The sequence below is a fragment of the Bacteroides sp. AF25-38AC genome, from assembly GCF_003602995.1.
Lineage (GTDB): Bacteria > Bacteroidota > Bacteroidia > Bacteroidales > Bacteroidaceae > Bacteroides > Bacteroides uniformis.
Map to the genome: position 1 here is coordinate 178,284 of NZ_QTMD01000005.1, position 20,559 is coordinate 198,842.

Genomic DNA, 20,559 nt, shown 5'->3' on the forward strand with positions numbered 1-20,559 from the left:
CAGTACACCTTGATAATATCTACTTTTGTTTCAAAACAAGAAGAAAAAGCATTATGAATACAATGTTTGATACATTACTGCAACTGCCACTCTTTCAAGGACTCGCACAAGAAGACTTTACCAATATCCTGGGGAAAGTCAAGCTGAGCTTTACAAAGCATAAAGCCGGCGAAGTTATCGTGAAAGCCGGTGACACATGCAGTCAACTGATATTCGTATTGAAAGGTGAAATCTCCTCATGTACTTCATCTGCGAATACATCATACAGCTCCACGGAATATTTTCAGGCACCTTATGTCATCGAGCCACAATCTCTGTTCGGGATGAGCACCTCCTACGTCTCGGCCTATACCGCCCAAACCGAGACCCACACAGTGAGCATCAGCAAGGCTTTCGTCATGAGCGAATTGTTCAAATATGACATATTCCGCCTGAATTACATGAATATCATCAGCAACCGCGCCCAAAGCCTAAACAGCCGTCTTTGGGCAGAAAGCACCGACAACCTTGAGAAACGTATCGGCAACTTTATCCTGACACATATCGAACGTCCGTCAGGCAGGAAAATACTGAAAATAAAAATGGAAGAATTGGCTCAGGTGGTCAATGATACCCGTATGGGAGTATCAAGAGCGTTGAACAGCATGCAGGAGAAAGGCCTGCTCGAACTGCACAGAGGCGAGATGATGATTCCCGACGCAGAAAAGCTCTTATAGGCCACCTGAACCGAGATTTCCTACAACACCTTGTCTATCGCTTTCTTTATCAAGGCTTCCATCACTTTATACCCTTCTAGAGTGGGGTGTACCCCATCCCGGGTATACGAGGAGTTCAGAGCCTTATTGTCGCCTTCCACCATCTCACTGTAATAGTCGACATAAGGAATCTTGTTTTCCTGGGCATACTTCCGGATTCTGGCATTCAGCTGCATTATCTTTTGCGGAGCATCCTTCACCGAAGGATTCCAGCCAAAGGCAGCGGCAGGCAACACAGACGTCAAAATCACCTTTATCTTATTGGCCCGTGCCAGCTCTACCATAGACACTATATTTCCAAAAGTGTATTCTTCATTATAAGCGCCTGCATTTTCCGCAATGTCATTGGTACCTGCATTTATCACGACCAGCGCCGGAGCAAGCTTGATGACATCTTCGCGAAAACGGAGCAGGAAATGGGAAGAAGTCTGCCCGCCTATACCACGGCCCACATAACCGTTGTCTTCAAAGAAAGCGGCATCGTTTGCCACCCATCCTTCCGTGATGGAGTTGCCCATAAAAACCACCCGGTCCTTCTGTTTTCCCTTCCGTACCAGTTCCTTGTTTGCCTCTGCATAGCGTTTCAAATTTCCCCAGTCCTGCTTCTGTGCGTCAGAGGCTACCCAGGGGATGCACAAAAAGACAGCAATCATACATAAAAGTTTCATTGTTCTATTCTTTGTTGTTTTGTTATAAAAAAAACAGCCCCACCGTTTTTAAGGTGAGGCTATCATTATCATTGGTCAATCTCACTCCCACTCGATAGTCGCATTGGGTTTCGGAGACATATCATAACAAACGCGATTGACGGTTTTCACTTCCTTGAGAATACGGTCGGTAATCTTCATTAGGATGGGCCAGTCCACCGGCTCAATGGTAGCGGTCATGGCATCCACTGTGTTGACGGCACGGATAATGACGGGCCAGTCGAACGAACGTGCATTGTCGCGTACACCCACAGATTTGAAATCGGGCACCACAGTGAAATACTGCCATACCTTCTTATCCAGGCCTGCCAGTTGGAATTCCTCACGCAGAATGGCATCCGACTCGCGTACAGCCTCCAAGCGGTCACGGGTAATGGCTCCCAGACAACGTACTCCCAATCCGGGACCGGGGAACGGCTGACGGTAAACCATCTCGTACGGCAATCCAAGCTCTACACCGCATGCACGTACTTCGTCCTTGAACAGCTGGCGCAACGGCTCCACCAATTCAAACTGCAAATCCTCGGGCAGACCGCCTACGTTGTGATGAGACTTCACCATCTTGGCTGTTTTTGTGCCACTCTCTACAATATCGGGATAGATGGTACCTTGTCCCAGGAAGTCGATACCGTCCAGCTTGCGGGCTTCTTCCTCAAAGACACGGATAAACTCTCCGCCGATAATCTTGCGCTTTTCTTCCGGGTCAGCCACGTTTTCCAGCTTGGAGAGGAAACGGTCTGTAGCATCCACGTATATCAAGTTAGCTTTCAGCTCCTTGTCAAAGATTTCCACCACGGCTTCCGATTCGCCCTTACGCATCAGTCCGTGGTTCACGTGTACGCAAACCAGCTTGTCTCCGATGGCTTTCAGCAGCAAAGCGGCCACCACGGAGCTATCCACACCACCGGACAGTGCCAGCAGCACCTTACGGTCGCCCACCTGACGACGTATCAACTCCACCTGGTCGTTGACGAAATTCGTCATGTTCCAGTTCGCCTCAGCCTTGCAAGTATCGAATACGAAAGATTTCACAGCCTCCTTGATGGCTTCCACATCATCCGTAAACTGCGGCAGCTTCACTTCGCACAGCGCCTTGTCGTGTCCGGCAGCCATTACGGGGAATCCCGCTTCGTAAATCTCGGGCAACACGTCGATGGACACCCCGTCAACCACATTGTTGGGGCCGCCGTTGATGATGATGCCTTTCACATTCGGCAAGGCCTTCAGTTCGGCAGCAGTAATGTCGTGCGGGTAGATTTCGCTATATACTCCCAACGCACGAATCGCCCGGGCAAGCACTGTGTTCTCATGGCTTCCCAAATCCAGAATCACAATCATATCCTGCTTCATTCTTCTATATTGTTTTTAAGTTAATAATTTCAGTAGGTCTTATTCCCATTCTATTGTGCTGGGTGGTTTTGAAGAGATGTCATAGGTCACGCGGTTCACACCTTTCACCTTATTTATAATGTCGTTGGACACCTTACCCAGGAATTCGTAGGGCAGATGCGCCCAGTCGGCTGTCATGGCATCGGTGGAAGTGACGGCACGCAAGGCCACTGCACGTTCATAGGTGCGTTCGTCGCCCATCACGCCCACACTCTGTACGGGCAGAAGAATGACGCCCGCCTGCCAGACCTGATGGTAGAGCGATGTCTCGTTGCCGTCGGCATCCTGCACTTTCCAGTCACGCAAGCCCTGAATGAAAATATCGTCGGCTTCCTGCAAAGTATGCACCTTCTCCGGTGTTATATCCCCCAGGATGCGGACAGCCAGTCCCGGACCGGGGAAAGGATGACGGGTAATCAAATGTTCGGGCATTCCCAATTCGCGTCCCACGCGGCGTACTTCGTCCTTGAACAGCCACTGCAACGGTTCGCACAGACGGAGGTTCATCTCCTCGGGCAGACCGCCCACGTTGTGATGGCTCTTGATGGTCTTGCCCGTAATGTTTAGGCTCTCGATGCGGTCGGGATAAATGGTGCCTTGTGCCAACCAACGGGCATCGGTTATCTTGTGCGCTTCGGCATCGAAGACCTCGATAAAATCGCGGCCGATGATTTTACGCTTTTGCTCAGGCTCGGTCACTCCCTCCAAATCCTTGAAGAACTTCTCGCTGGCATCCACGCCAATCACGTTCAGTCCCAGGCATTCGTAGTCGTGCATCACATTCTTGAACTCATTCTTGCGAAGCAGTCCGTGGTCCACAAAGATACAGGTCAAGTTCTTGCCAATGGCACGATGCAGCAACACGGCGGCTACCGAAGAATCCACACCGCCACTCAGTCCCAGGATAACTCGGTCGTTGCCAAGCTGCTCCTTCAGTTCGGCCACAGTAGTATCTACAAACGATGCGGCGCTCCAGCTCTGGCTGCAACCGCATACGTCCACCACGAAGTTGCGCAGCATCTGCGTACCGTCCTCGCTATGAAATACTTCCGGATGGAACTGCACTCCCCACATCTCCTCGCCGGACACCTGGTAAGCAGCAATCGCTACCTTGTCCGTAGAAGCTATAATCTTGAAGTTGTCGGGAATGGCTGTAATCGTGTCTCCATGGCTCATCCATACTTGGGTATTCTTCCTTACCCCTTTGAAAAGGACATTCTCCGAATCGAAAGAACCGAGATGGGCACGTCCGTACTCGCGGGTTCCTGCCGGCTCCACCCGTCCACCGTTGCTGTAGGAGATAAACTGCGCACCGTAGCAGATACCCAGAATGGGGTATTTCCCACGAATCCCGCTCAAATCTACCTTGAATGCACTCTTATCATAAACAGAAAAGGGGCTACCCGAAAGGATAACTCCTTTTACACTCTCATCTCCGTATGGAAATTTGTTGTAAGGTACAATCTCGCAATAGACATTCAATTCGCGCAGCCGGCGGCCGATGAGCTGCGTGGTTTGCGAACCGAAATCAAGAATAATAATCTTCTCTTGCATATAAATCCGTATAGACTTTAATAAATGATTTGCAAAAGTAGAAAAAGTAAAGGAATTATCAGGGATAATGTGACAGAAAAACGTTTTTTTACTAAAAACAGCTTTAATTTCAGGCTAGAACTATCCACAAGGATACTAAAAGCTATTCTTACTACAACCGTGCTGTTTTCTTACCACAGCTATGCAACTTGCTTACCACAGCAATGTTATTTTCTTACCACGGCTGTGGTAAGATTACTGCTTAGTATAAAAAGGGACAGTTTCCGGCGGTACCGGGGAGAGTTAAATGCATTAGGGAATGTATCAAAAGCCATGAACGCTTTCATCATGTTATAATATTAGGCGCGGAATTCTAAGACCTACGCAAGTTTCCTGTGCAAAAACTTGTGTAGGTCTTAGAATTCCGCGCCTAAAAAAAGCGTCAAGAGGGTTTTGACATCCCTATGAAGTTCCGCTTCGATATTACTTTTCTTTCAGCAAATCACGGATTTCGGTCAGCAGCACCTCTTCCTTGCTCGGGGCAGGGGGAGCCGGAGGAGCGGCAGGCGCCTCTTCTTTCTTCTTTTCAGTCAGCTTGGTCAACAACTTTATGAACATGAAGATAGAGAATGCTATAATCAGGAAGTCGAAGGTGACCTGCAAGAAATTACCGTAATTCAGGGTCACGGCAGCAATTTCTTTTCCGTCCACCATTTCGGCAGGTTTCAGCACCCACTTCAAGTCTGTAAAGTTGACACCGCCCACCAGCAGCCCGATAGGAGGCATAATCACATCTGCCACAATGGAGGAGACGATTTTTCCGAATGCCCCACCGATAATCACACCGACGGCCATGTCTATCACATTGCCCTTCATGGCAAAAGCCTTAAATTCCTGTAAAAATGAACTTTTTCCCATCTTTTCAATTATTTAATTATGATTTTGGTTACGAATATAAAAACATTTTCTTACTTTTGCACCGCAAATCAGAAAGAATTGCAATTAGTAAGCGAAAGTTTATTTTTAAACATTATAAAACCCTTAAAAGTTTAAACAAAATGATTAAAGTAGGTATTAATGGATTCGGACGTATCGGACGTTTCGTATTCCGCGCTGCAATGAAGAGAAACGATATTCAGATCGTAGGTATCAACGACCTTTGCCCGGTAGATTACTTGGCTTACATGCTGAAGTATGACACTATGCACGGCCAGTTCGACGGTACTATCGAAGCTGATGTTGAAAACAGCAAGCTGATCGTTAACGGTCAGGCTATCCGCATCACTGCAGAAAGAAACCCGGCTGACTTGAAATGGAACGAAGTAGAGGCAGAATACGTTGTTGAATCTACTGGCTTGTTCTTGAGCAAAGACAAAGCTCAAGCTCACATCGAAGCCGGCGCAAAATATGTTGTAATGTCTGCTCCTTCTAAGGACGACACTCCGATGTTCGTTTGCGGTGTTAACGAAAAGACTTACGTTAAGGGTACTCAATTCGTATCTAACGCTTCTTGTACTACCAACTGCTTGGCTCCTATCGCTAAGGTATTGAACGACAAATGGGGTATCACTGACGGTTTGATGACTACTGTTCACTCTACAACTGCTACTCAGAAGACAGTTGACGGTCCTTCTATGAAAGACTGGAGAGGTGGTCGTGCTGCTTCCGGCAACATTATCCCGTCTTCTACCGGTGCTGCTAAGGCTGTAGGTAAAGTTATCCCGGCATTGAACGGCAAACTGACTGGTATGTCTATGCGTGTTCCGACTTTGGACGTATCTGTAGTTGACTTGACAGTTAACTTGGCTAAGCCCGCTACTTACGCTGAAATCTGCGCTGCCATGAAGGAAGCTTCTGAAGGCGAATTGAAGGGTGTTCTGGGTTACACTGAAGATGCAGTTGTTTCTTCTGACTTCTTGGGTGACACTCGCACTTCTATCTTCGACGCTAAGGCTGGTATCGCTTTGACTGATACTTTCGTTAAGGTTGTATCTTGGTATGATAACGAAATCGGTTATTCTAACAAGGTTCTTGACTTGATTGCTCACATGGCATCAGTTAACTGCTAATATACAGTTAGAAAATAATAAAAAATAGGTGACTTCTGCAGAAGTCGCCTATTTTTTTTGCAATTTTGCAGCTAGTTCGTTTTTTATCAGACCCTTTAAACATGATGAAGATTATACTAACTCTAATATTGCTTTGCTTTATGAACACTATATCGTCTCAAAATCCTTTTTTTGAAACATACTCCACGCTGCACGGCACTGTCCCGTTCGACAAGATTAAGACCGGAGATTACGTACCCGCCATCCGCGAAGGCATCCGCCGCCAAAATGCGGAAATAGAGGCCATCATCCGCAATCCGGAAGTCCCGACATTTGCCAACACAGTGTTGGCCTACGAGAAGTCCGGTGAGATGCTCCACCGTGTCAGCACTGTATTCGGCAATCTGCTCAGTGCCGAAACGGACGATGACCTACAGGAACTGGCCAAAGAAATCATGCCGATGATGAGCGAGCATGAAAACAACATCAGCCTGAACGAAGAGCTGTTTGCACGTATCAAAGCTGTTTACGAACAGCAAGACAAAGAAACATTGAGCCCGGAACAGCACAAACTGCTGGAAGACATTTATAACGGCTTTGTACGCAACGGTGCCAACCTCCTGGGAGAAGATAAGGAGAAATACCGGGCTTTATGCAAAGAGCTCAGCCTGCTGACGCTGCAGTTCAGCGAAAACAACCTGAAAGAAACGAACGACTACAAGCTTGTCATCACCGACAAGTCACAACTGGCCGGGCTGCCCGAGAGCGCGGTAGAAGCCGCTGCAGAGACAGCCGGGGAAAAAGGCGTCGAAGGCTGGGTATTCACCCTGCAGGCTCCCAGCTATGGCCCTTTTCTGACCTACGCAGACAGCCGTGACCTGCGCCGTGAGCTATATATGGCCTACAATACGAAGTGTACGCATGACAACGCCAGCAATAATCTGGAAACCGTAAAGAAACTGGCCAATGTCCGTATGGAGATTGCCCAACTCCTAGGCTATGACAACTTCGCCGAATACAACCTCCAGGAGCGCATGGCACAAAACAGTGAGTCCGTGTATAAGCTGCTGGACCAACTGCTGGAGGCTTACACGCCCACCGCCAAACAAGAATATGCAGAAGTGCAAGCCCTGGCACGCCAAGCGGAAGGAGAAGACTTCGTCCTGATGCCGTGGGACTGGGCGTACTATTCCCATAAACTGAAGGACCGGAAGTTCAATATCGACGATGAGCTGCTCCGCCCTTACTTTGAGCTGAACAACGTGAAGGAAGGTGTATTCGGCCTGGCAACCAGACTGTATGGCATCACCTTCAAGAAGAATCCGGATATTCCCGTTTATCACAAGGATGTGGATGCCTACGAAGTCTTCGACAAAGACGGGAAATTCCTTGCCGTGTTCTATACCGACTTCCACCCCAGAGCAGGCAAGCGCTCGGGAGCCTGGATGACCAGCTACAAGGAACAGTGGATTGACGAAAAGACCGGTGAGAACAGCCGTCCCCACATATCCATTGTGATGAACTTCACCAAACCGACACAGGACAAGCCTGCCCTGCTTACCTTCGGCGAGGTGGAGACATTCCTGCACGAATTCGGCCACAGCCTGCATGGTATGTTTGCCAATACCACCTACGGGAGCCTGAGCGGGACCAACGTGTATTGGGACTTTGTGGAACTCCCCTCCCAATTCATGGAGAACTTCGCCATCGAAAAGGAATTCCTGCATACGTTTGCCCGCCATTACCAAACCGGAGAACTGATACCGGACGAACTGGTACAGCGCATTGTGGATTCCTCCAACTTCAACGCGGCATACGCCTGCCTCCGCCAGGTTAGCTTCGGCCTGCTCGATATGGCTTGGTACACACGTAACACCCCGTTTGAAGGTGACGTGAAAGCCTATGAAAAGAAGGCTTGGGAAAAAGCACAGATTCTGCCTTCTGTGGCAGAAGCCTGCATGAGCACACAATTCTCCCATATCTTTGCCGGAGGATATTCTGCCGGATACTATAGTTATAAATGGGCAGAGGTGCTGGATGCAGATGCTTTCTCGCTATTCAAGCAGACGGGCATCTTCAACCCGGAGACTGCCGCCTCCTTCCGCGAGAACATTCTTTCCAAAGGCGGAACGGAACATCCGATGACGCTCTATAAACGCTTCCGCGGACAAGAGCCTACAATCGACGCATTATTAATCAGAAATGGAATAAAGAAATGAAGAGACTTATAAGGAACATCTTTTGCATGTTGCTCATGTTTTCGCTGCTCCCCCTGCTAAGCGGTTGCGACAACGAGGACGATGTTATCGGAATATTCACCGGGAAGACATGGAAGCTCAGCCGACTCACCAATAAAGGCAGCAATGCCCAATTCTATCCAAACCTTTGGAACAACAATGAGGAAGAGATGAAGAAGAGTCTGGACAAGCTATATAATCAGAAAAACACCTTCACCCTCAATTTTGAAGGTACTGAACTGGATGGAGAACTGATGGGCACCACCGTCAACGGACAAGGCATCAACTCAAGCGTCAACGGCACTTGGAAAGCCGACGGAGCTTCAGGCTCGCTCAGCATCAGTGTGAAGGTTACGGGGGCTGCAGAAAGCGATGCACTGGCCAAGGCATTCATCTCCGGATTGCAAAACGTGTACAAGTATGAAGGGGATGCCAATTCACTGACCCTCTATTTTAAAGACGGACCGACAACCAGAGTCATGGGATTCACCCCGCAACGATAAAGCATAAATATGATGGACGATTCTACAAAAGACAAACAAGAAGCATTGGATAGGCGTTATATACGTATGGCAAGCATTTGGGCCGAAAATTCGTATTGCCAACGCCGCCAGGTCGGTGCACTGATTGTAAAAGACAAGATGATTATCTCTGACGGCTACAACGGTACCCCTTCCGGTTTTGAGAATGTATGCGAAGATGAGAATAACGTCACCAAACCATACGTGCTCCATGCCGAAGCAAACGCCATTACCAAAATAGCCCGTTCAAACAACAGCAGTAACGGTGCCACCATGTACGTCACTGCCTCCCCCTGCATAGAATGCGCCAAACTGATTATCCAGGCAGGCATCAAGCGGGTGGTCTACTCCGAGAAATACCGTCTGGAAGATGGTATCGAACTTTTGAAACGGGCAGGCATCGAGGTGGTATTTATTTCAATGGATAATGGATAATGAAAAGTTGAAAGCTGCATGCGCAACCAAATAGTAAATTGTAAATAGTCTAATAGTAAATAAACATCATGAGTACAAAAAATACTTCCCGCTTTATGCCGCTTATCATCGCAATCAGCGTAGTCGCGGGAATTCTTATCGGAACGTTTTACGCCAGACATTTTGCCGGTAACAAACTGGGAATCATCAACAGTTCGTCCAACAAGCTGAATGCCTTGCTGCGTGTTATTGATGACCAGTATGTGGATACCGTCAACATGACCGATTTGGTAGAGAAGGCCATGCCGCAGATATTGGCGGAACTCGACCCCCACTCCACCTACATCCCCGCACAGAAGCTGGAAGAGGTAAACTCCGAACTTGAAGGCAGCTTCAGCGGTATAGGTATCCAGTTCACCATTCAAGAAGACACGATACACGTAAACAGCGTGATTCCCGGCGGACCGTCCGAGAAAGTGGGCCTGATGGCAGGCGACCGCATTGTAATGGTCAACGACAGTCTGTTTGCAGGCAAAGGCCTGACAAACGAAAAGGCCATGCGCAACCTGAAAGGTCCGAAAGGAAGCCAAGTGAAGTTAGGCGTCAAGCGTGCTACGGAAAAGGAGTTGCTCGACTTCACCATCACACGCGGTGACATCCCACAAAACACCATTGATGCAGCCTATATGCTCGACGATGACTACGGATATATACAAATCAGCAAATTCGGACGTACCACACACGTGGAGCTGCTGAATGCGATTGCCCAACTGAGCCACGAGAAGTGCAAAGGCCTGATTATCGACCTGCGCGACAATACCGGAGGATACATGGAAGCCGCCACACGCATGGTGAACGAATTCCTGCCGGAAGGGAAGTTGATTGTATATACCCACGGCCGCAAATATCCCCGCATGGAGGAATATGCCAACGGTACCGGCAGTTGCCAGAAGCTGCCGCTAGTGGTATTGGTAAACGAGAGTTCCGCTTCGGCCAGCGAAATCTTTGCGGGCGCCATTCAGGACAATGACCGCGGAACCATTGTAGGACGCCGTTCCTTCGGCAAGGGACTCGTACAGCAACCCATCGACTTCAGTGACGGTTCCGCCATCCGCCTGACCATTGCCCGTTATTACACCCCATCGGGCCGTTGCATCCAGCGCCCCTACGAGAACGGCAAGGACAGCAAATACGAAATGGACTGGATTACCCGTTACGAACACGGCGAGTTCTTCTCCAAAGACAGCATCAAACTGGACGAAAACCTGCGTTACTCTACCGGTTTGGGCAGACCCGTATACGGCGGCGGTGGCATTATGCCGGACGTATTCGTTCCGCAAGACACAACCGGAGTATCTTCTTACCTGATAGAAGTAAGCAACAAGGGACTGATTCTGCAATTCAGCTTCCAGTATACCGACCGCAACCGTGCGAAATTGAGTGAATACGACAATGAAGAAGATTTGTTGAAGTACCTTCGCCACCAAGGTATCGTGGAGCAGTTTGTACGTTTTGCAGACTCCAAGGGAGTAAAGCGGCGCAACCTGCTTATCCACAAGTCCTACAAGCTACTGGAAAGAAGTCTTTACGGCAACATTATCTATAACATACTGGGAAGGGAGCAATACATCCGCTACATCAACCAGAGCGATGCTACCGTCAAGAAGGCATTGGATATTCTGGAACGTGGCGAGGCATTCCCAAAAGCCCCGGAAGCGACACCAATCACAGAGGATACAAAAGATGATGGAAAGGAAAAAAGAACTGCGCAGGCAGGTAGCTTTGTTGAAGACCCGACACAGCTCTTCCACTACGCGTCAGTCTGCTGAAATACTTGCCGCCCTCGAGGCACACCCCGCTTTCAGGGCGGCAACCACCGTACTGCTTTACCACTCTCTCAAAGACGAAGTGGACACACACGAATTTATCCGGAAGTGGAGCCGCGAAAAGCGGATACTGCTTCCGGTAGTTGTAGGTGACGACCTGGAACTGCGGCTGTACACCAGACCCGAAGACTTGAAACCTGGCGCATACGGCATCGAAGAACCAACCGGCGAGCTATTTACCGACTATGCAGACATAGACTTCATAGTGGTTCCCGGCGTGGCATTCGACCGTAACGGCAACCGCCTGGGGCGCGGTAAAGGTTACTATGACCGGCTTCTGCCCCGCATCCCATCAGCCTACAAAGCCGGCATCTGCTTCCCGTTTCAACTCGTAGAAGAAGTTCCTGCGGAACCGTTTGATATACGCATGGATGAAATCATTACGCAATGAAAACTAATTATCATACACACACCACACGCTGCATGCATGCCACCGGAGATGACGAAGACTATGTGCTCAGTGCCATCAAAGGCGGTTACCGGATACTCGGGTTTTCAGACCATACTCCCTGGAAATACCGTACCGACTACGTAGCCGACATGCGGATGCTCCCCGAGGAGCTCCCCGGCTACGTGGAGAGTCTCAAGACACTCCGTGAGAAATACCACGACCGGATAGACATCAGAATAGGACTTGAATGTGAATACTTCCCCCAATATATCCATTGGCTGAAAGAGCAAACCAAGAAGTACCAACTGGACTATATCATCTTCGGAAACCATCACTACCACACCGATGAAAAGTTCCCCTACTTCGGCCATCATACAGACAGCCGCGACATGCTCGAACTTTACGAAGAGAGCGCCATCGAAGGTATGGAAAGCGGATTATTCTCCTGCCTTGCCCATCCGGACTTGTTCATGCGCTCCTATCCGAAGTTCGACCACCATTGCACTACCATCAGCCGGCACATCTGCCGTACTGCTGCACGCCTGAATGTCCCGTTGGAATACAATATAGGCTATGTAGCCTACAATGAAGCGCACGGCTTATCCACCTACCCGTGCCCGGAGTTCTGGCGAATCGCTGCCAATGAAGGCTGTACAGCTATCATCGGACTGGATGCGCATGACAACAAGGATTTGGAAACTCCGATGTATTATGACCGGGCAGTCCGGGAATTGAAGGAACTGAAGATTGAAAGAATAGATGAGCTGAGGATGCTCATCTGAATATGATATTCGTTATGACCTGGGCCCCCACATGACGATTCAAGTTGCGCACCAGCAACTCGCGCCCCATCATCAGTTCCTGGCGCAAAGCAGCAGAAGTGAGATGCACATAAAGCACCTGGTTCTTTATATAAAGTTCACGGGTGTAGGAGGCAATGGTAGGCCCCAGCACTTCGGGCCACGCACTGATAAGCCGCCGTTCATTCAGCGGAGACTCCAGACTTTCCTGCCTGAGGTAATGACGGATAAGTTCACCTATCTGTTCGGCATTATTGCGCTTCATGCCTCTTCCTCCTTCATTTCGGCAACCGTTCCCTGCTCCACACGGAACATCTTATAATCACTGCCCACTTTATGCAGAATACGGTCCAGGTGTTCGCGGTTGGTATCGGTTATAAAAATCTGCCCAAAACTGTCGCCTGCCACCAACTTGATGATTTGCTCCACACGCGAGGCATCCAGCTTGTCAAAGATATCGTCCAACAACAACAAGGGAACAGTGGTCCCGGTACGTTTCAGGAAATCAAACTGTGCCAGCTTCAACGCTACCAGATAAGTCTTGTTCTGCCCCTGCGACCCTTCACGCTTGATGGGGAAATCTCCCAAAAGCATATTCAGCTCGTCCTTGTGCACACCGCGCAACGAATAGCCCATAATCTGGTCGCGAGCACGGCTTTCCTTCAGCACTTCCAGCAAAGAGGCATCGCGGGCATGGGAGTCATAGCTTAATCCCACCTTCTCCCTATCTTGCGAAATGAATGAATAGAAAGACTGGAAAATAGGAATAAACTCACGGATAAAGGCCTCACGTTTGCGGAACACCACTTCACCGGCTTGTGCCATCATCTCCTCCCAAACCAGAAAGAGCTCTTCCTCCACCGGCTGTTCACTCTTCAGTAAGGTATTCCGCTGCACCAAAGCTTTATTGTATCGTATCAAAGCATCCAGATACTCTTTGTCGTACTGCGAGATAACCACATCCATAAAACGTCGGCGTTCATCACTGCCTCCTGCTATCAACTCCGAATCGGCAGGCGAGACCATGACCAAAGGCAGGAAGCCGATATGATCCGACAAACGCGTATACTCCTTCTTGTTTCGCTTGAACTGTTTCTTCTGGCGCCTCTTCATACCACAGTAGATTTCCTCAGGAGTCCCATCGGCAGCCTCATAAAACCCTTGAATAACAAAGAAGTCAGCATCATGGCAGATATTCTGGGAATCAATGGGATTACCGGCACTTTTACAGAAAGACAAAAAATACACCGCATCCAGCAGGTTCGTTTTCCCCATGCCGTTCTGTCCGAAAAAGCAGTTCAACTTGGGCGAGAATGAAAGCTCCACCTGCTCCAAGTTCTTATAATTGAGTATAGATATACGTTTCAGTATCATTATAGTAACGATGAGTTCGGTTACAAAGATAATGCAAAACCGAAAGCAGTACAAAATAAGCCTGCTTATTTTTAATACAGAGGTGAAGCCCGGCTTATTGAAAAGTAGAAATAATTTCGGTGTTTTCTGATACAAAACAAAAAAAGATGCCGCTAAATTTCGTTGATAGCTATAAAAAACTTACTTTTGCGGGTCGAAATAGATAAATAAGAATAATAACAAAAAGATTATATAAAAATGGCAGAACAAAAAAAGACGAATGAAGCCTTAAACGTGGAGGATGCACTGACACAATCGGAGGCCTTTTTCATTAAGAACAAAAAAGCAATCATCGGCGCTGTAGTAGCAGTAATCATCATCATTGCCGGTGTAGTGATGTACAAGAACCTTTATGCAGACCCCCGTGAAGAAAAAGCACAAGCTGCCTTATTCAAAGGACAAGAATACTTCGAAGCAGACGCTTATGCACAAGCACTGAACGGTGATAGCATCGGTTTTGCCGGATTTGTAAAAGTGGCAGACGAATACAGCGGCACAAAAGCAGCCAATCTTGCAAAAGCTTATATGGGTCTCTGCTATGCACACCTCGGCAAATATGACGAAGCAGTGAAAGCATTGGACAGCTTTGACGGAGACGACCAAATGGTAGCTCCTGCCATGAAAGGTGCTATGGGTAACTGCTATGCGCAGCTCGGCCAACTGGACAAAGCCGCTTCCATGCTGCTGAAAGCCGCCAACGCAGCCGACAACAACTCCCTCAGCCCCATCTACCTGCTGCAAGCCGGAGAAATCCTGGTAAAGCAAGGTAAGTATGACGATGCAATTCAGGCGTATACCACTATCAAGGATAAATACTTCCGTTCATACCAGGCAATGGATATCGACAAGTATATCGAACAAGCCAAACTGTTGAAGAAGTAATATACCTTATTATAAAGACATCTCAGGCACGGATTACACGGAAAACACGGAAAGACACAATAGCCGTGAATCCATGTAGTCCGTGCCTCTTTTATCTCCCCTCTCCCTTTAATTTTCAATTATTAATTTTTAATTCTTAATTCCTTATTTATGGCAACAGCTTATCACAATCTTTCAGACTACGATTTCAGTTCTGTACCCAGCGCGGAAAAAATGAAATTCGGCATCGTTGTATCTGAGTGGAATTATAATATTACCGGTGCTCTCCTAAAAGGTGCCATAGACACCTTAAAAAAACATGGAGCCAAAGATGAAAATATTCTGGTAAAAACAGTACCCGGCAGTTTTGAACTGACTTTCGGCGCCAACCAACTTATCGAATACAGCGAAGTCGATGCAGTTATTGCAATTGGTTGTGTAGTCAGAGGAGATACTCCACATTTTGACTATGTTTGCATGGGTGCTACCCAAGGAATTACCCAATTAAACGCAAGTGGCGATGTACCAGTAATTTACGGATTAATTACTACCAATACTATGGAGCAAGCAGAAGACCGCGCCGGTGGCAAGCTGGGTAATAAAGGAGACGAATGTGCAATTACTGCAATAAAAATGATAGATTTTGCTTGGAGTTTACAAAAATAGTCGTATCTTTGCACCGCAATTGAGAAACAAAGCTACTCAATGAGAGAATTGAGATAGAATCTTAAGTGCAAAAGGGCAAATACCAGAGTGGCCAAATGGGGCAGACTGTAAATCTGCTGGCTTACGCCTTCGGTGGTTCGAATCCATCTTTGCCCACAAAAAATTGCGGAAGTAGCTCAGTTGATAGAGCATTAGCCTTCCAAGCTGAGGGTCGCGGGTTTGAGCCCCGTCTTCCGCTCTTAGAGAGGATTGATAATCAAAAGGTTATCAATCCTTTTCTTTTTATATATTACTTGGAATCTTCCTTCATGATATTATAAATAATGCAATTGTTGGTCTATTGTTGTTCCCAAAAACAATAAATATGATAACAATCAAAGCCGAAGTATTAAAAGGCAAGCAAAAGAGTGATGGTACATATAATGTAAAAATTAGAATGACCTATAAGAGAGAAGTCAAAAGACTACCAACTTCTATCTATGTAAGAAAGGAAGACCTCACCAAGACATTCAAAATAAAGAATCCCAAGTTTATTAAGGAAGCAAATAATATTGTTAGGCAATATCAAGAATTATGTGCCTCCCTCCCATTGGAAACAGCCAATTATAGCCTGAATGATATAATAGAGTGTATCAAGGTTAAAAATGAAAGAAAGACTACCATAGATTTCATTCAGTTCTCAAAGGAGTGGTTGGAGATTACTCAATTAAAAGGGAAATCCAACTACCAAACATCAATTAATGCCTTCATCACTTATCTTGGAAAAGAACATCTGAATACAGACCAAATGACCAAGAAGCTATTAAATGATTTCATAAATTACCTACAATTAAAAAGAACTCAAAGAATTGAGGAGTTAAAAAAACATGGGAAAAGAATACCTTCCAATAGAATGCTCTCTCTATATATTGGATGCCTCAGACACCTATACAATGAAGTCAAGAAAAGGTATAATGACTATGATAGAAACATCATCTTAGTACCAAACTCACCTTTTGAGAACTTGGAAATTCCCAAGCAAGAGGCTACAAGGAAGAGAGCTATTTCAGCAGAAGCAATCAAAGAGATATGGGAATTACCTTACCAATACAACAATAATGGAACAGAGAAAAAGTGCCCATATAACTTAGCCAAAGATTGCTTCATCATATCTTTCTGTCTGATGGGAATGAACTCAATAGACTTATATAGTTGTTCTACACTGGAAGGAGAAGTAATCACCTACTATAGAAGTAAAACCAAAGATAGAAGATTAGATAAAGCCAAAATGAAAGTTATAGTTCCCCCTATTCTTCAATCACTAATGGAAAAGTACCAAGACCAAACAAAAAACAGAATATTCAATTTCTATCACACTTATTCAACTGCTGGCAACTTCAACAAGGCTATCAATATTGGTTTAAAGGAAGTAGGAAAAATGCTCAATATAGATGATTTGGAATACTATGCAGCAAGGCACTCATGGGCTACTTTAGCAGTCAATAAAGTAGGCATAGACAAATATACAGTCCATGCAGCACTTAATCACATTGATGAAGCTATGAAAGTCACAGATATATACATTGAAAGAGACTTCAAGATTGAGAATGAAGCAAACTTGAAAGTTCTTAAATATGTATTTGGAAGTGAAGGGTTGAAGTAGTGTTAAAAGAATCTCTGTAGTTGATGGACTATGGAGATTCTTTAGTACATTTACTCACTTACTTTGTTATTAATATATTAAATCTAAGTGAGATGGAAAGTACATTGAATGATAAGACTATTTTTAATACCTATGCAGATATAATAGATTGGGATATTCTGACAGAAAGAGAATACCAAATTATAAGAGACTTGAAAGATAATGGTATAGAAATAACTCCTACTACTATCATCAAAGACCTCTCAGGTCTTCCTATAGGTCAAGAGGAATATGTAGGAGATGGTTCTGCATTTACTGGTAAGAAACATATGTTGTCAGATTACTTAAATAAGATGCCACATGGCATTATAGATAAAAGAATACCAGGCATTGGAGCAACAACTCTTGAAATCAAGTCCAGAAGGAACTCCATCATAGTATTTCCTACTAAAGCATTAGCCTATTCCAAGCATCTAAAGCACCATAATACTTTATATGTTGGAAGTAGTATTGAAGGAAAGAAAGGAACATCAAATGCTGAGATTCAACACTATATCAATACAAAAAGTTACAAGAAACTACTTGTAGTAGCTGATAGCTTAAAGAGAGTATTGACACTTATCAAGGAAGAGAATTATGACAAGTATTTCCTAATGATAGATGAAGTAGATGTACTCCAATCTGACAATAATTACAGACCTCAACTAGAAGATGTCATTGATTACTACTTAAAGTTTCCACCCAAAAACAGATGTATGGTGACTGCAACCATGAAAGCATTCTCCAATCCCCAGTTAGAGCATGAATGCAAATTTAATCTACCTTGGATATGTGATGTTCCTAGAGAAGTAAAGCTGTTACATACAGATAATATCACTATGGCAGTGGTAGAAGAAATACTCAAACATCCTAATGAGAAGATATTCATTGCCTATAATTCCATAGTGCATATAAGAGAAATCATTTTAGAACTTGAAGAGGAGACTAGAAAGGATTGCACTATTCTATGTAGTGAAGCATCCATTAAAGAAGCAGGTTCTTACTATGCACCTAAGTTAGAGAAAGGTGAAGATGGCAAAGAAAAGTTACCCAGTAGAATAAACTTTGCTACTTGCTGCTATTTCACTGGTATAGATATAGAGGATAAGTATCATTTAATCTCAGTCTCAGATATAAGACACTCACATTCCATACTATCTATTGATAGAATGACACAGATACATGGAAGGTGTAGAATAAGTAAGGGTGTACTCAGTGAAACACTGGTATATAGTACTTTCAAGAGTAAAGAAGTCAAGACCATCTTTGATGAACTTAAAAAGAGAAGAAAACATGAGAATTACAGCAAATACTTAATACACAAGACTGAGAAGGTATTGAATTTGATTGATTCAGCAGATAAACTTAGTAACAATGACAGTGATTTGAGAGAACTATTTAAGATAGTCAAAGAGGCTATAAAAGACCATACAAAACAAAAATCCATAGGAGAAGCACCGATTAAATTGACAAGAAAGAACATAGACAATCAATATGTTCCTGCATATCTCAACATTGACTATTTACAAGAGAAGTACTTTCTATATCAGCATGTATATACCTCAACTGAGAATATCAAGAAAGAAGTGGAACAAGATAACTGCAAGGTTATTGATAGTATATCATTATCCTACATTAAGACTGATAATCAAATAGAGAATGAGGCTAAGAATAAGGCTGTTTTGAAAGTTTGGGAGGAAGAGGATATACAAGAAGCTATTGCTGAAATTAGGCAATTAAATTCCATTAATCAGTTGAATGAAAGCACTCTTATAACCCAATGTAGAGGATATAAAAAGCATAAAAAGACCTTCTATGAGAGAGTTATGAAGCTATATAAATATGTAGATTTAGATAGTCTTTTATATTGGCTTTGGGAGATTAGAAACATGAATAATAAGGCTTTCAAAACTATTAATAATGCTGTGGTATTTTGGGCATTGGTAGATAATCATCCTTTAAAACAAAGTCTTAATTATGCTTTCCAAGACAAGTCAAAGCTGTATTCCAGTGATGAACTACATATGGATGTGATTGCCCCCATCATTAAGTACCATACTCACAAGACTATCAGTAAACACAAAGCTGTTAACCTATTAAATGCCTTCTATGAAGTCAAGAGAATAAAGAATAAAGGAGTGAATAAATATCAGATTATTGGTGAGAATCCTTATCACTTGAAGGTACATGGAGATAGAATATTCTATGATAATAATAACCTATTAGACTTTTTCATACTTTAACTACTGACAATTAAATATTTACCTACTAAAACTTGCAAATGTCAGAAAAAATCCTTATCTTTATATCTATATCTGAGGAGACTATTGTCTAGTCTCCCCTTTTCTTTTAATTATTTTATTTTCCAGTCCATATTCTATGCGGTTCTATAACCTTTACTATTAATATATAGTAGGTAATATGTAGGTAATATAGGACAGCATAGAATATGGACTCATTAAACTTTAAGGATATGAAGAATTATACTATTATCCCTAATTATGCAAGTGGGAAGTTCTCTCCTAATGATTTATATACTATAACTGGAATATACTTAACAGCTAATGATAAGTATATCACAGATTCAACCTATGAACAAATAGCTTCCTCCACAGGTCAATCACTAAGTTATATCAAGGATTATTTCATGCCAAGACTAAAAAACACAAAGTTCTGCACTCAAATTCAATCATTCACAATAGGAAATTTAAGAAGAAAAAGATATTACCTACCCAAACCTACTGAAAACTTTAGAATTATAAAGAAAGAAGTATTGACAGATACCAACATAACATCAGAAGAGAAAGGGTTTATTATAGCTTTATATTGTAATTGTGTCAATAACTCATTTAATCTAAGTTTGTCATCATGGAAGTTTTGGGAGTCTAAAATTAAAGTGTCCAAGAGTACTTTCTATAAGCTAAAAAAGTCACTTGTAAGTAGAGGATATTTGAGAAGGTTAGAATATGTACCTGAAAATCCTGATAGTGGAAACCACCCTGAAGACTATATGCTATGTGTTCCTTGGTTAGGTGACATAAGCTATATTGATTGGCTACATCAGTATAAAAATGATGATATAACAATAAGGAACATATTCCTTTCAAATTATAGAGTAGCACCAGTATATTAACATTAGCAATACATAACTATTTTTACTCTACACTTCAAGTATTCTCCAATTTTTTATTTTATTTTTTATAAGTCTATATGCTACTTAATTAGGGACTGTCGTTAAATTCCGTCATTATGAGTCAATCGGCAGACTGTCCCGGTAA

General features: G+C 44.5%; 19 protein-coding genes and 2 tRNA genes. 15 read left to right on the plus strand and 6 right to left on the minus strand.

What is annotated here, in order from left to right; translation table 11 throughout:
* Positions 1–53: 53 nt before the first annotated feature.
* Positions 54–716 (plus strand): Crp/Fnr family transcriptional regulator, encoded by a 663-nt coding sequence (locus tag DWY55_RS05415; protein ID WP_005823588.1) that lies wholly within the window; start codon positions 54–56, stop codon positions 714–716.
* Between the two features lie 20 nt (positions 717–736).
* On the opposite strand, the gene DWY55_RS05420 is transcribed toward DWY55_RS05415, so the two are convergent.
* From DWY55_RS05420 to mscL, 4 genes are all read right to left on the minus strand, one after another.
* Positions 737–1,423: an SGNH/GDSL hydrolase family protein gene (locus tag DWY55_RS05420; protein WP_005823589.1), complete on the minus strand. Its 687-nt coding sequence runs from the start codon at positions 1,421–1,423 to the stop codon at positions 737–739.
* Between the two features lie 81 nt (positions 1,424–1,504).
* A complete protein-coding gene (guaA, locus tag DWY55_RS05425; protein WP_117877919.1) occupies positions 1,505–2,812 on the minus strand; it encodes a glutamine-hydrolyzing GMP synthase in 1,308 nt (435 codons plus the stop codon).
* A gap of 39 nt (positions 2,813–2,851) precedes the next feature.
* Positions 2,852–4,405 carry a glutamine-hydrolyzing GMP synthase gene (gene guaA, locus DWY55_RS05430; RefSeq protein WP_005823593.1) on the minus strand — a complete coding sequence of 518 codons (1,554 nt, stop codon included), beginning with the start codon at positions 4,403–4,405 and terminating at the stop codon, positions 2,852–2,854.
* A gap of 462 nt (positions 4,406–4,867) precedes the next feature.
* Positions 4,868–5,302: a large-conductance mechanosensitive channel protein MscL gene (gene mscL / locus DWY55_RS05440; protein WP_005835461.1), complete on the minus strand. Its 435-nt coding sequence runs from the start codon at positions 5,300–5,302 to the stop codon at positions 4,868–4,870.
* A 140-nt stretch (positions 5,303–5,442) separates the two neighbouring features.
* Here mscL and gap point away from each other — a divergent pair, with 140 nt between their 5' ends.
* From gap to DWY55_RS05475, 7 genes are all read left to right on the plus strand, one after another.
* Positions 5,443–6,453 carry a type I glyceraldehyde-3-phosphate dehydrogenase gene (gene gap / locus DWY55_RS05445; protein ID WP_005835458.1) on the plus strand — a complete coding sequence of 337 codons (1,011 nt, stop codon included), beginning with the start codon at positions 5,443–5,445 and terminating at the stop codon, positions 6,451–6,453.
* Positions 6,454–6,593: 140 nt separating this feature from the next.
* Positions 6,594–8,651, plus strand: coding sequence for a M3 family metallopeptidase (locus DWY55_RS05450; protein ID WP_120178033.1), 2,058 nt, complete (start codon positions 6,594–6,596; stop codon positions 8,649–8,651).
* Positions 8,648–9,172: a DUF4847 family protein gene (locus tag DWY55_RS05455; protein ID WP_044467541.1), complete on the plus strand. Its 525-nt coding sequence runs from the start codon at positions 8,648–8,650 to the stop codon at positions 9,170–9,172. Before DWY55_RS05450 ends, DWY55_RS05455 begins: the two co-directional genes overlap by 4 nt.
* A gap of 12 nt (positions 9,173–9,184) precedes the next feature.
* The gene (locus DWY55_RS05460) at positions 9,185–9,625 is read left to right on the plus strand and encodes a dCMP deaminase family protein (protein ID WP_022401703.1); all 441 of its coding nucleotides are present in this window, start codon (positions 9,185–9,187) and stop codon (positions 9,623–9,625) included.
* Between the two features lie 68 nt (positions 9,626–9,693).
* Positions 9,694–11,433, plus strand: coding sequence for a S41 family peptidase (locus DWY55_RS05465; protein ID WP_117877915.1), 1,740 nt, complete (start codon positions 9,694–9,696; stop codon positions 11,431–11,433).
* Positions 11,351–11,881, plus strand: coding sequence for a 5-formyltetrahydrofolate cyclo-ligase (locus tag DWY55_RS05470; RefSeq protein ID WP_117877912.1), 531 nt, complete (start codon positions 11,351–11,353; stop codon positions 11,879–11,881). Before DWY55_RS05465 ends, DWY55_RS05470 begins: the two co-directional genes overlap by 83 nt.
* Complete coding sequence (locus DWY55_RS05475) at positions 11,878–12,663, plus strand: histidinol-phosphatase (RefSeq protein WP_005835445.1); 786 nt, start codon at positions 11,878–11,880, stop codon at positions 12,661–12,663. The genes DWY55_RS05470 and DWY55_RS05475 overlap by 4 nt, the downstream gene beginning before the upstream one ends.
* Here the strand turns inward: DWY55_RS05475 and DWY55_RS05480 are convergent.
* Together DWY55_RS05480 and recF are read right to left on the minus strand one after the other, a co-directional pair.
* Positions 12,656–12,946 (minus strand): DUF721 domain-containing protein, encoded by a 291-nt coding sequence (locus DWY55_RS05480; protein WP_005823615.1) that lies wholly within the window; start codon positions 12,944–12,946, stop codon positions 12,656–12,658. The genes DWY55_RS05475 and DWY55_RS05480 overlap by 8 nt on opposite strands.
* The gene (gene recF / locus DWY55_RS05485; RefSeq protein WP_005823617.1) at positions 12,943–14,055 is read right to left on the minus strand and encodes a DNA replication/repair protein RecF; all 1,113 of its coding nucleotides are present in this window, start codon (positions 14,053–14,055) and stop codon (positions 12,943–12,945) included. The genes DWY55_RS05480 and recF overlap by 4 nt, the downstream gene beginning before the upstream one ends.
* A gap of 237 nt (positions 14,056–14,292) precedes the next feature.
* On the opposite strand from recF, the gene DWY55_RS05490 reads away from it, so the two are divergent.
* From DWY55_RS05490 to DWY55_RS05520, 7 genes are all read left to right on the plus strand, one after another.
* Positions 14,293–14,976, plus strand: a complete 684-nt coding sequence (locus tag DWY55_RS05490) for a tetratricopeptide repeat protein (protein ID WP_008666105.1) — start codon at positions 14,293–14,295, stop codon at positions 14,974–14,976.
* A gap of 150 nt (positions 14,977–15,126) precedes the next feature.
* Positions 15,127–15,621: a 6,7-dimethyl-8-ribityllumazine synthase gene (gene ribH / locus DWY55_RS05495; protein ID WP_005823623.1), complete on the plus strand. Its 495-nt coding sequence runs from the start codon at positions 15,127–15,129 to the stop codon at positions 15,619–15,621.
* Positions 15,622–15,694: 73 nt separating this feature from the next.
* A tRNA-Tyr gene (locus tag DWY55_RS05500) sits at positions 15,695–15,777 on the plus strand.
* A gap of 9 nt (positions 15,778–15,786) precedes the next feature.
* Positions 15,787–15,859: transfer RNA gene (locus DWY55_RS05505), tRNA-Gly, on the plus strand.
* A 126-nt stretch (positions 15,860–15,985) separates the two neighbouring features.
* Positions 15,986–17,263, plus strand: coding sequence for a phage integrase SAM-like domain-containing protein (locus tag DWY55_RS05510; protein WP_117962687.1), 1,278 nt, complete (start codon positions 15,986–15,988; stop codon positions 17,261–17,263).
* A gap of 92 nt (positions 17,264–17,355) precedes the next feature.
* Entirely contained in the window at positions 17,356–19,524 is a 2,169-nt protein-coding gene (locus DWY55_RS05515) for a DEAD/DEAH box helicase (RefSeq protein WP_117962701.1), read from the plus strand.
* A 230-nt stretch (positions 19,525–19,754) separates the two neighbouring features.
* Complete coding sequence (locus tag DWY55_RS05520) at positions 19,755–20,414, plus strand: hypothetical protein (protein ID WP_133302942.1); 660 nt, start codon at positions 19,755–19,757, stop codon at positions 20,412–20,414.
* The last annotated feature ends 145 nt before the right edge of the window (positions 20,415–20,559 follow it).

Excerpts from the sequence above, each read along its gene's own strand:
- DWY55_RS05415 (WP_005823588.1), top strand. The coding sequence starts at position 54 with ATGAATACAATGTTTGATACATTACTGCAACTGCCACTCTTTCAAGGA.
- DWY55_RS05420 (WP_005823589.1), bottom strand. The coding sequence starts at position 1,423 with ATGAAACTTTTATGTATGATTGCTGTCTTTTTGTGCATCCCCTGGGTA.
- guaA (WP_117877919.1), bottom strand. The coding sequence starts at position 2,812 with ATGAAGCAGGATATGATTGTGATTCTGGATTTGGGAAGCCATGAGAAC.
- guaA (WP_005823593.1), bottom strand. The coding sequence starts at position 4,405 with ATGCAAGAGAAGATTATTATTCTTGATTTCGGTTCGCAAACCACGCAG.
- mscL (WP_005835461.1), bottom strand. The coding sequence starts at position 5,302 with ATGGGAAAAAGTTCATTTTTACAGGAATTTAAGGCTTTTGCCATGAAG.
- gap (WP_005835458.1), top strand. The coding sequence starts at position 5,443 with ATGATTAAAGTAGGTATTAATGGATTCGGACGTATCGGACGTTTCGTA.
- DWY55_RS05450 (WP_120178033.1), top strand. The coding sequence starts at position 6,594 with ATGAACACTATATCGTCTCAAAATCCTTTTTTTGAAACATACTCCACG.
- DWY55_RS05455 (WP_044467541.1), top strand. The coding sequence starts at position 8,648 with ATGAAGAGACTTATAAGGAACATCTTTTGCATGTTGCTCATGTTTTCG.
- DWY55_RS05460 (WP_022401703.1), top strand. The coding sequence starts at position 9,185 with ATGGACGATTCTACAAAAGACAAACAAGAAGCATTGGATAGGCGTTAT.
- DWY55_RS05465 (WP_117877915.1), top strand. The coding sequence starts at position 9,694 with ATGAGTACAAAAAATACTTCCCGCTTTATGCCGCTTATCATCGCAATC.
- DWY55_RS05470 (WP_117877912.1), top strand. The coding sequence starts at position 11,351 with ATGGAAAGGAAAAAAGAACTGCGCAGGCAGGTAGCTTTGTTGAAGACC.
- DWY55_RS05475 (WP_005835445.1), top strand. The coding sequence starts at position 11,878 with ATGAAAACTAATTATCATACACACACCACACGCTGCATGCATGCCACC.
- DWY55_RS05480 (WP_005823615.1), bottom strand. The coding sequence starts at position 12,946 with ATGAAGCGCAATAATGCCGAACAGATAGGTGAACTTATCCGTCATTAC.
- recF (WP_005823617.1), bottom strand. The coding sequence starts at position 14,055 with ATGATACTGAAACGTATATCTATACTCAATTATAAGAACTTGGAGCAG.
- DWY55_RS05490 (WP_008666105.1), top strand. The coding sequence starts at position 14,293 with ATGGCAGAACAAAAAAAGACGAATGAAGCCTTAAACGTGGAGGATGCA.
- ribH (WP_005823623.1), top strand. The coding sequence starts at position 15,127 with ATGGCAACAGCTTATCACAATCTTTCAGACTACGATTTCAGTTCTGTA.
- DWY55_RS05510 (WP_117962687.1), top strand. The coding sequence starts at position 15,986 with ATGATAACAATCAAAGCCGAAGTATTAAAAGGCAAGCAAAAGAGTGAT.
- DWY55_RS05515 (WP_117962701.1), top strand. The coding sequence starts at position 17,356 with ATGGAAAGTACATTGAATGATAAGACTATTTTTAATACCTATGCAGAT.
- DWY55_RS05520 (WP_133302942.1), top strand. The coding sequence starts at position 19,755 with ATGAAGAATTATACTATTATCCCTAATTATGCAAGTGGGAAGTTCTCT.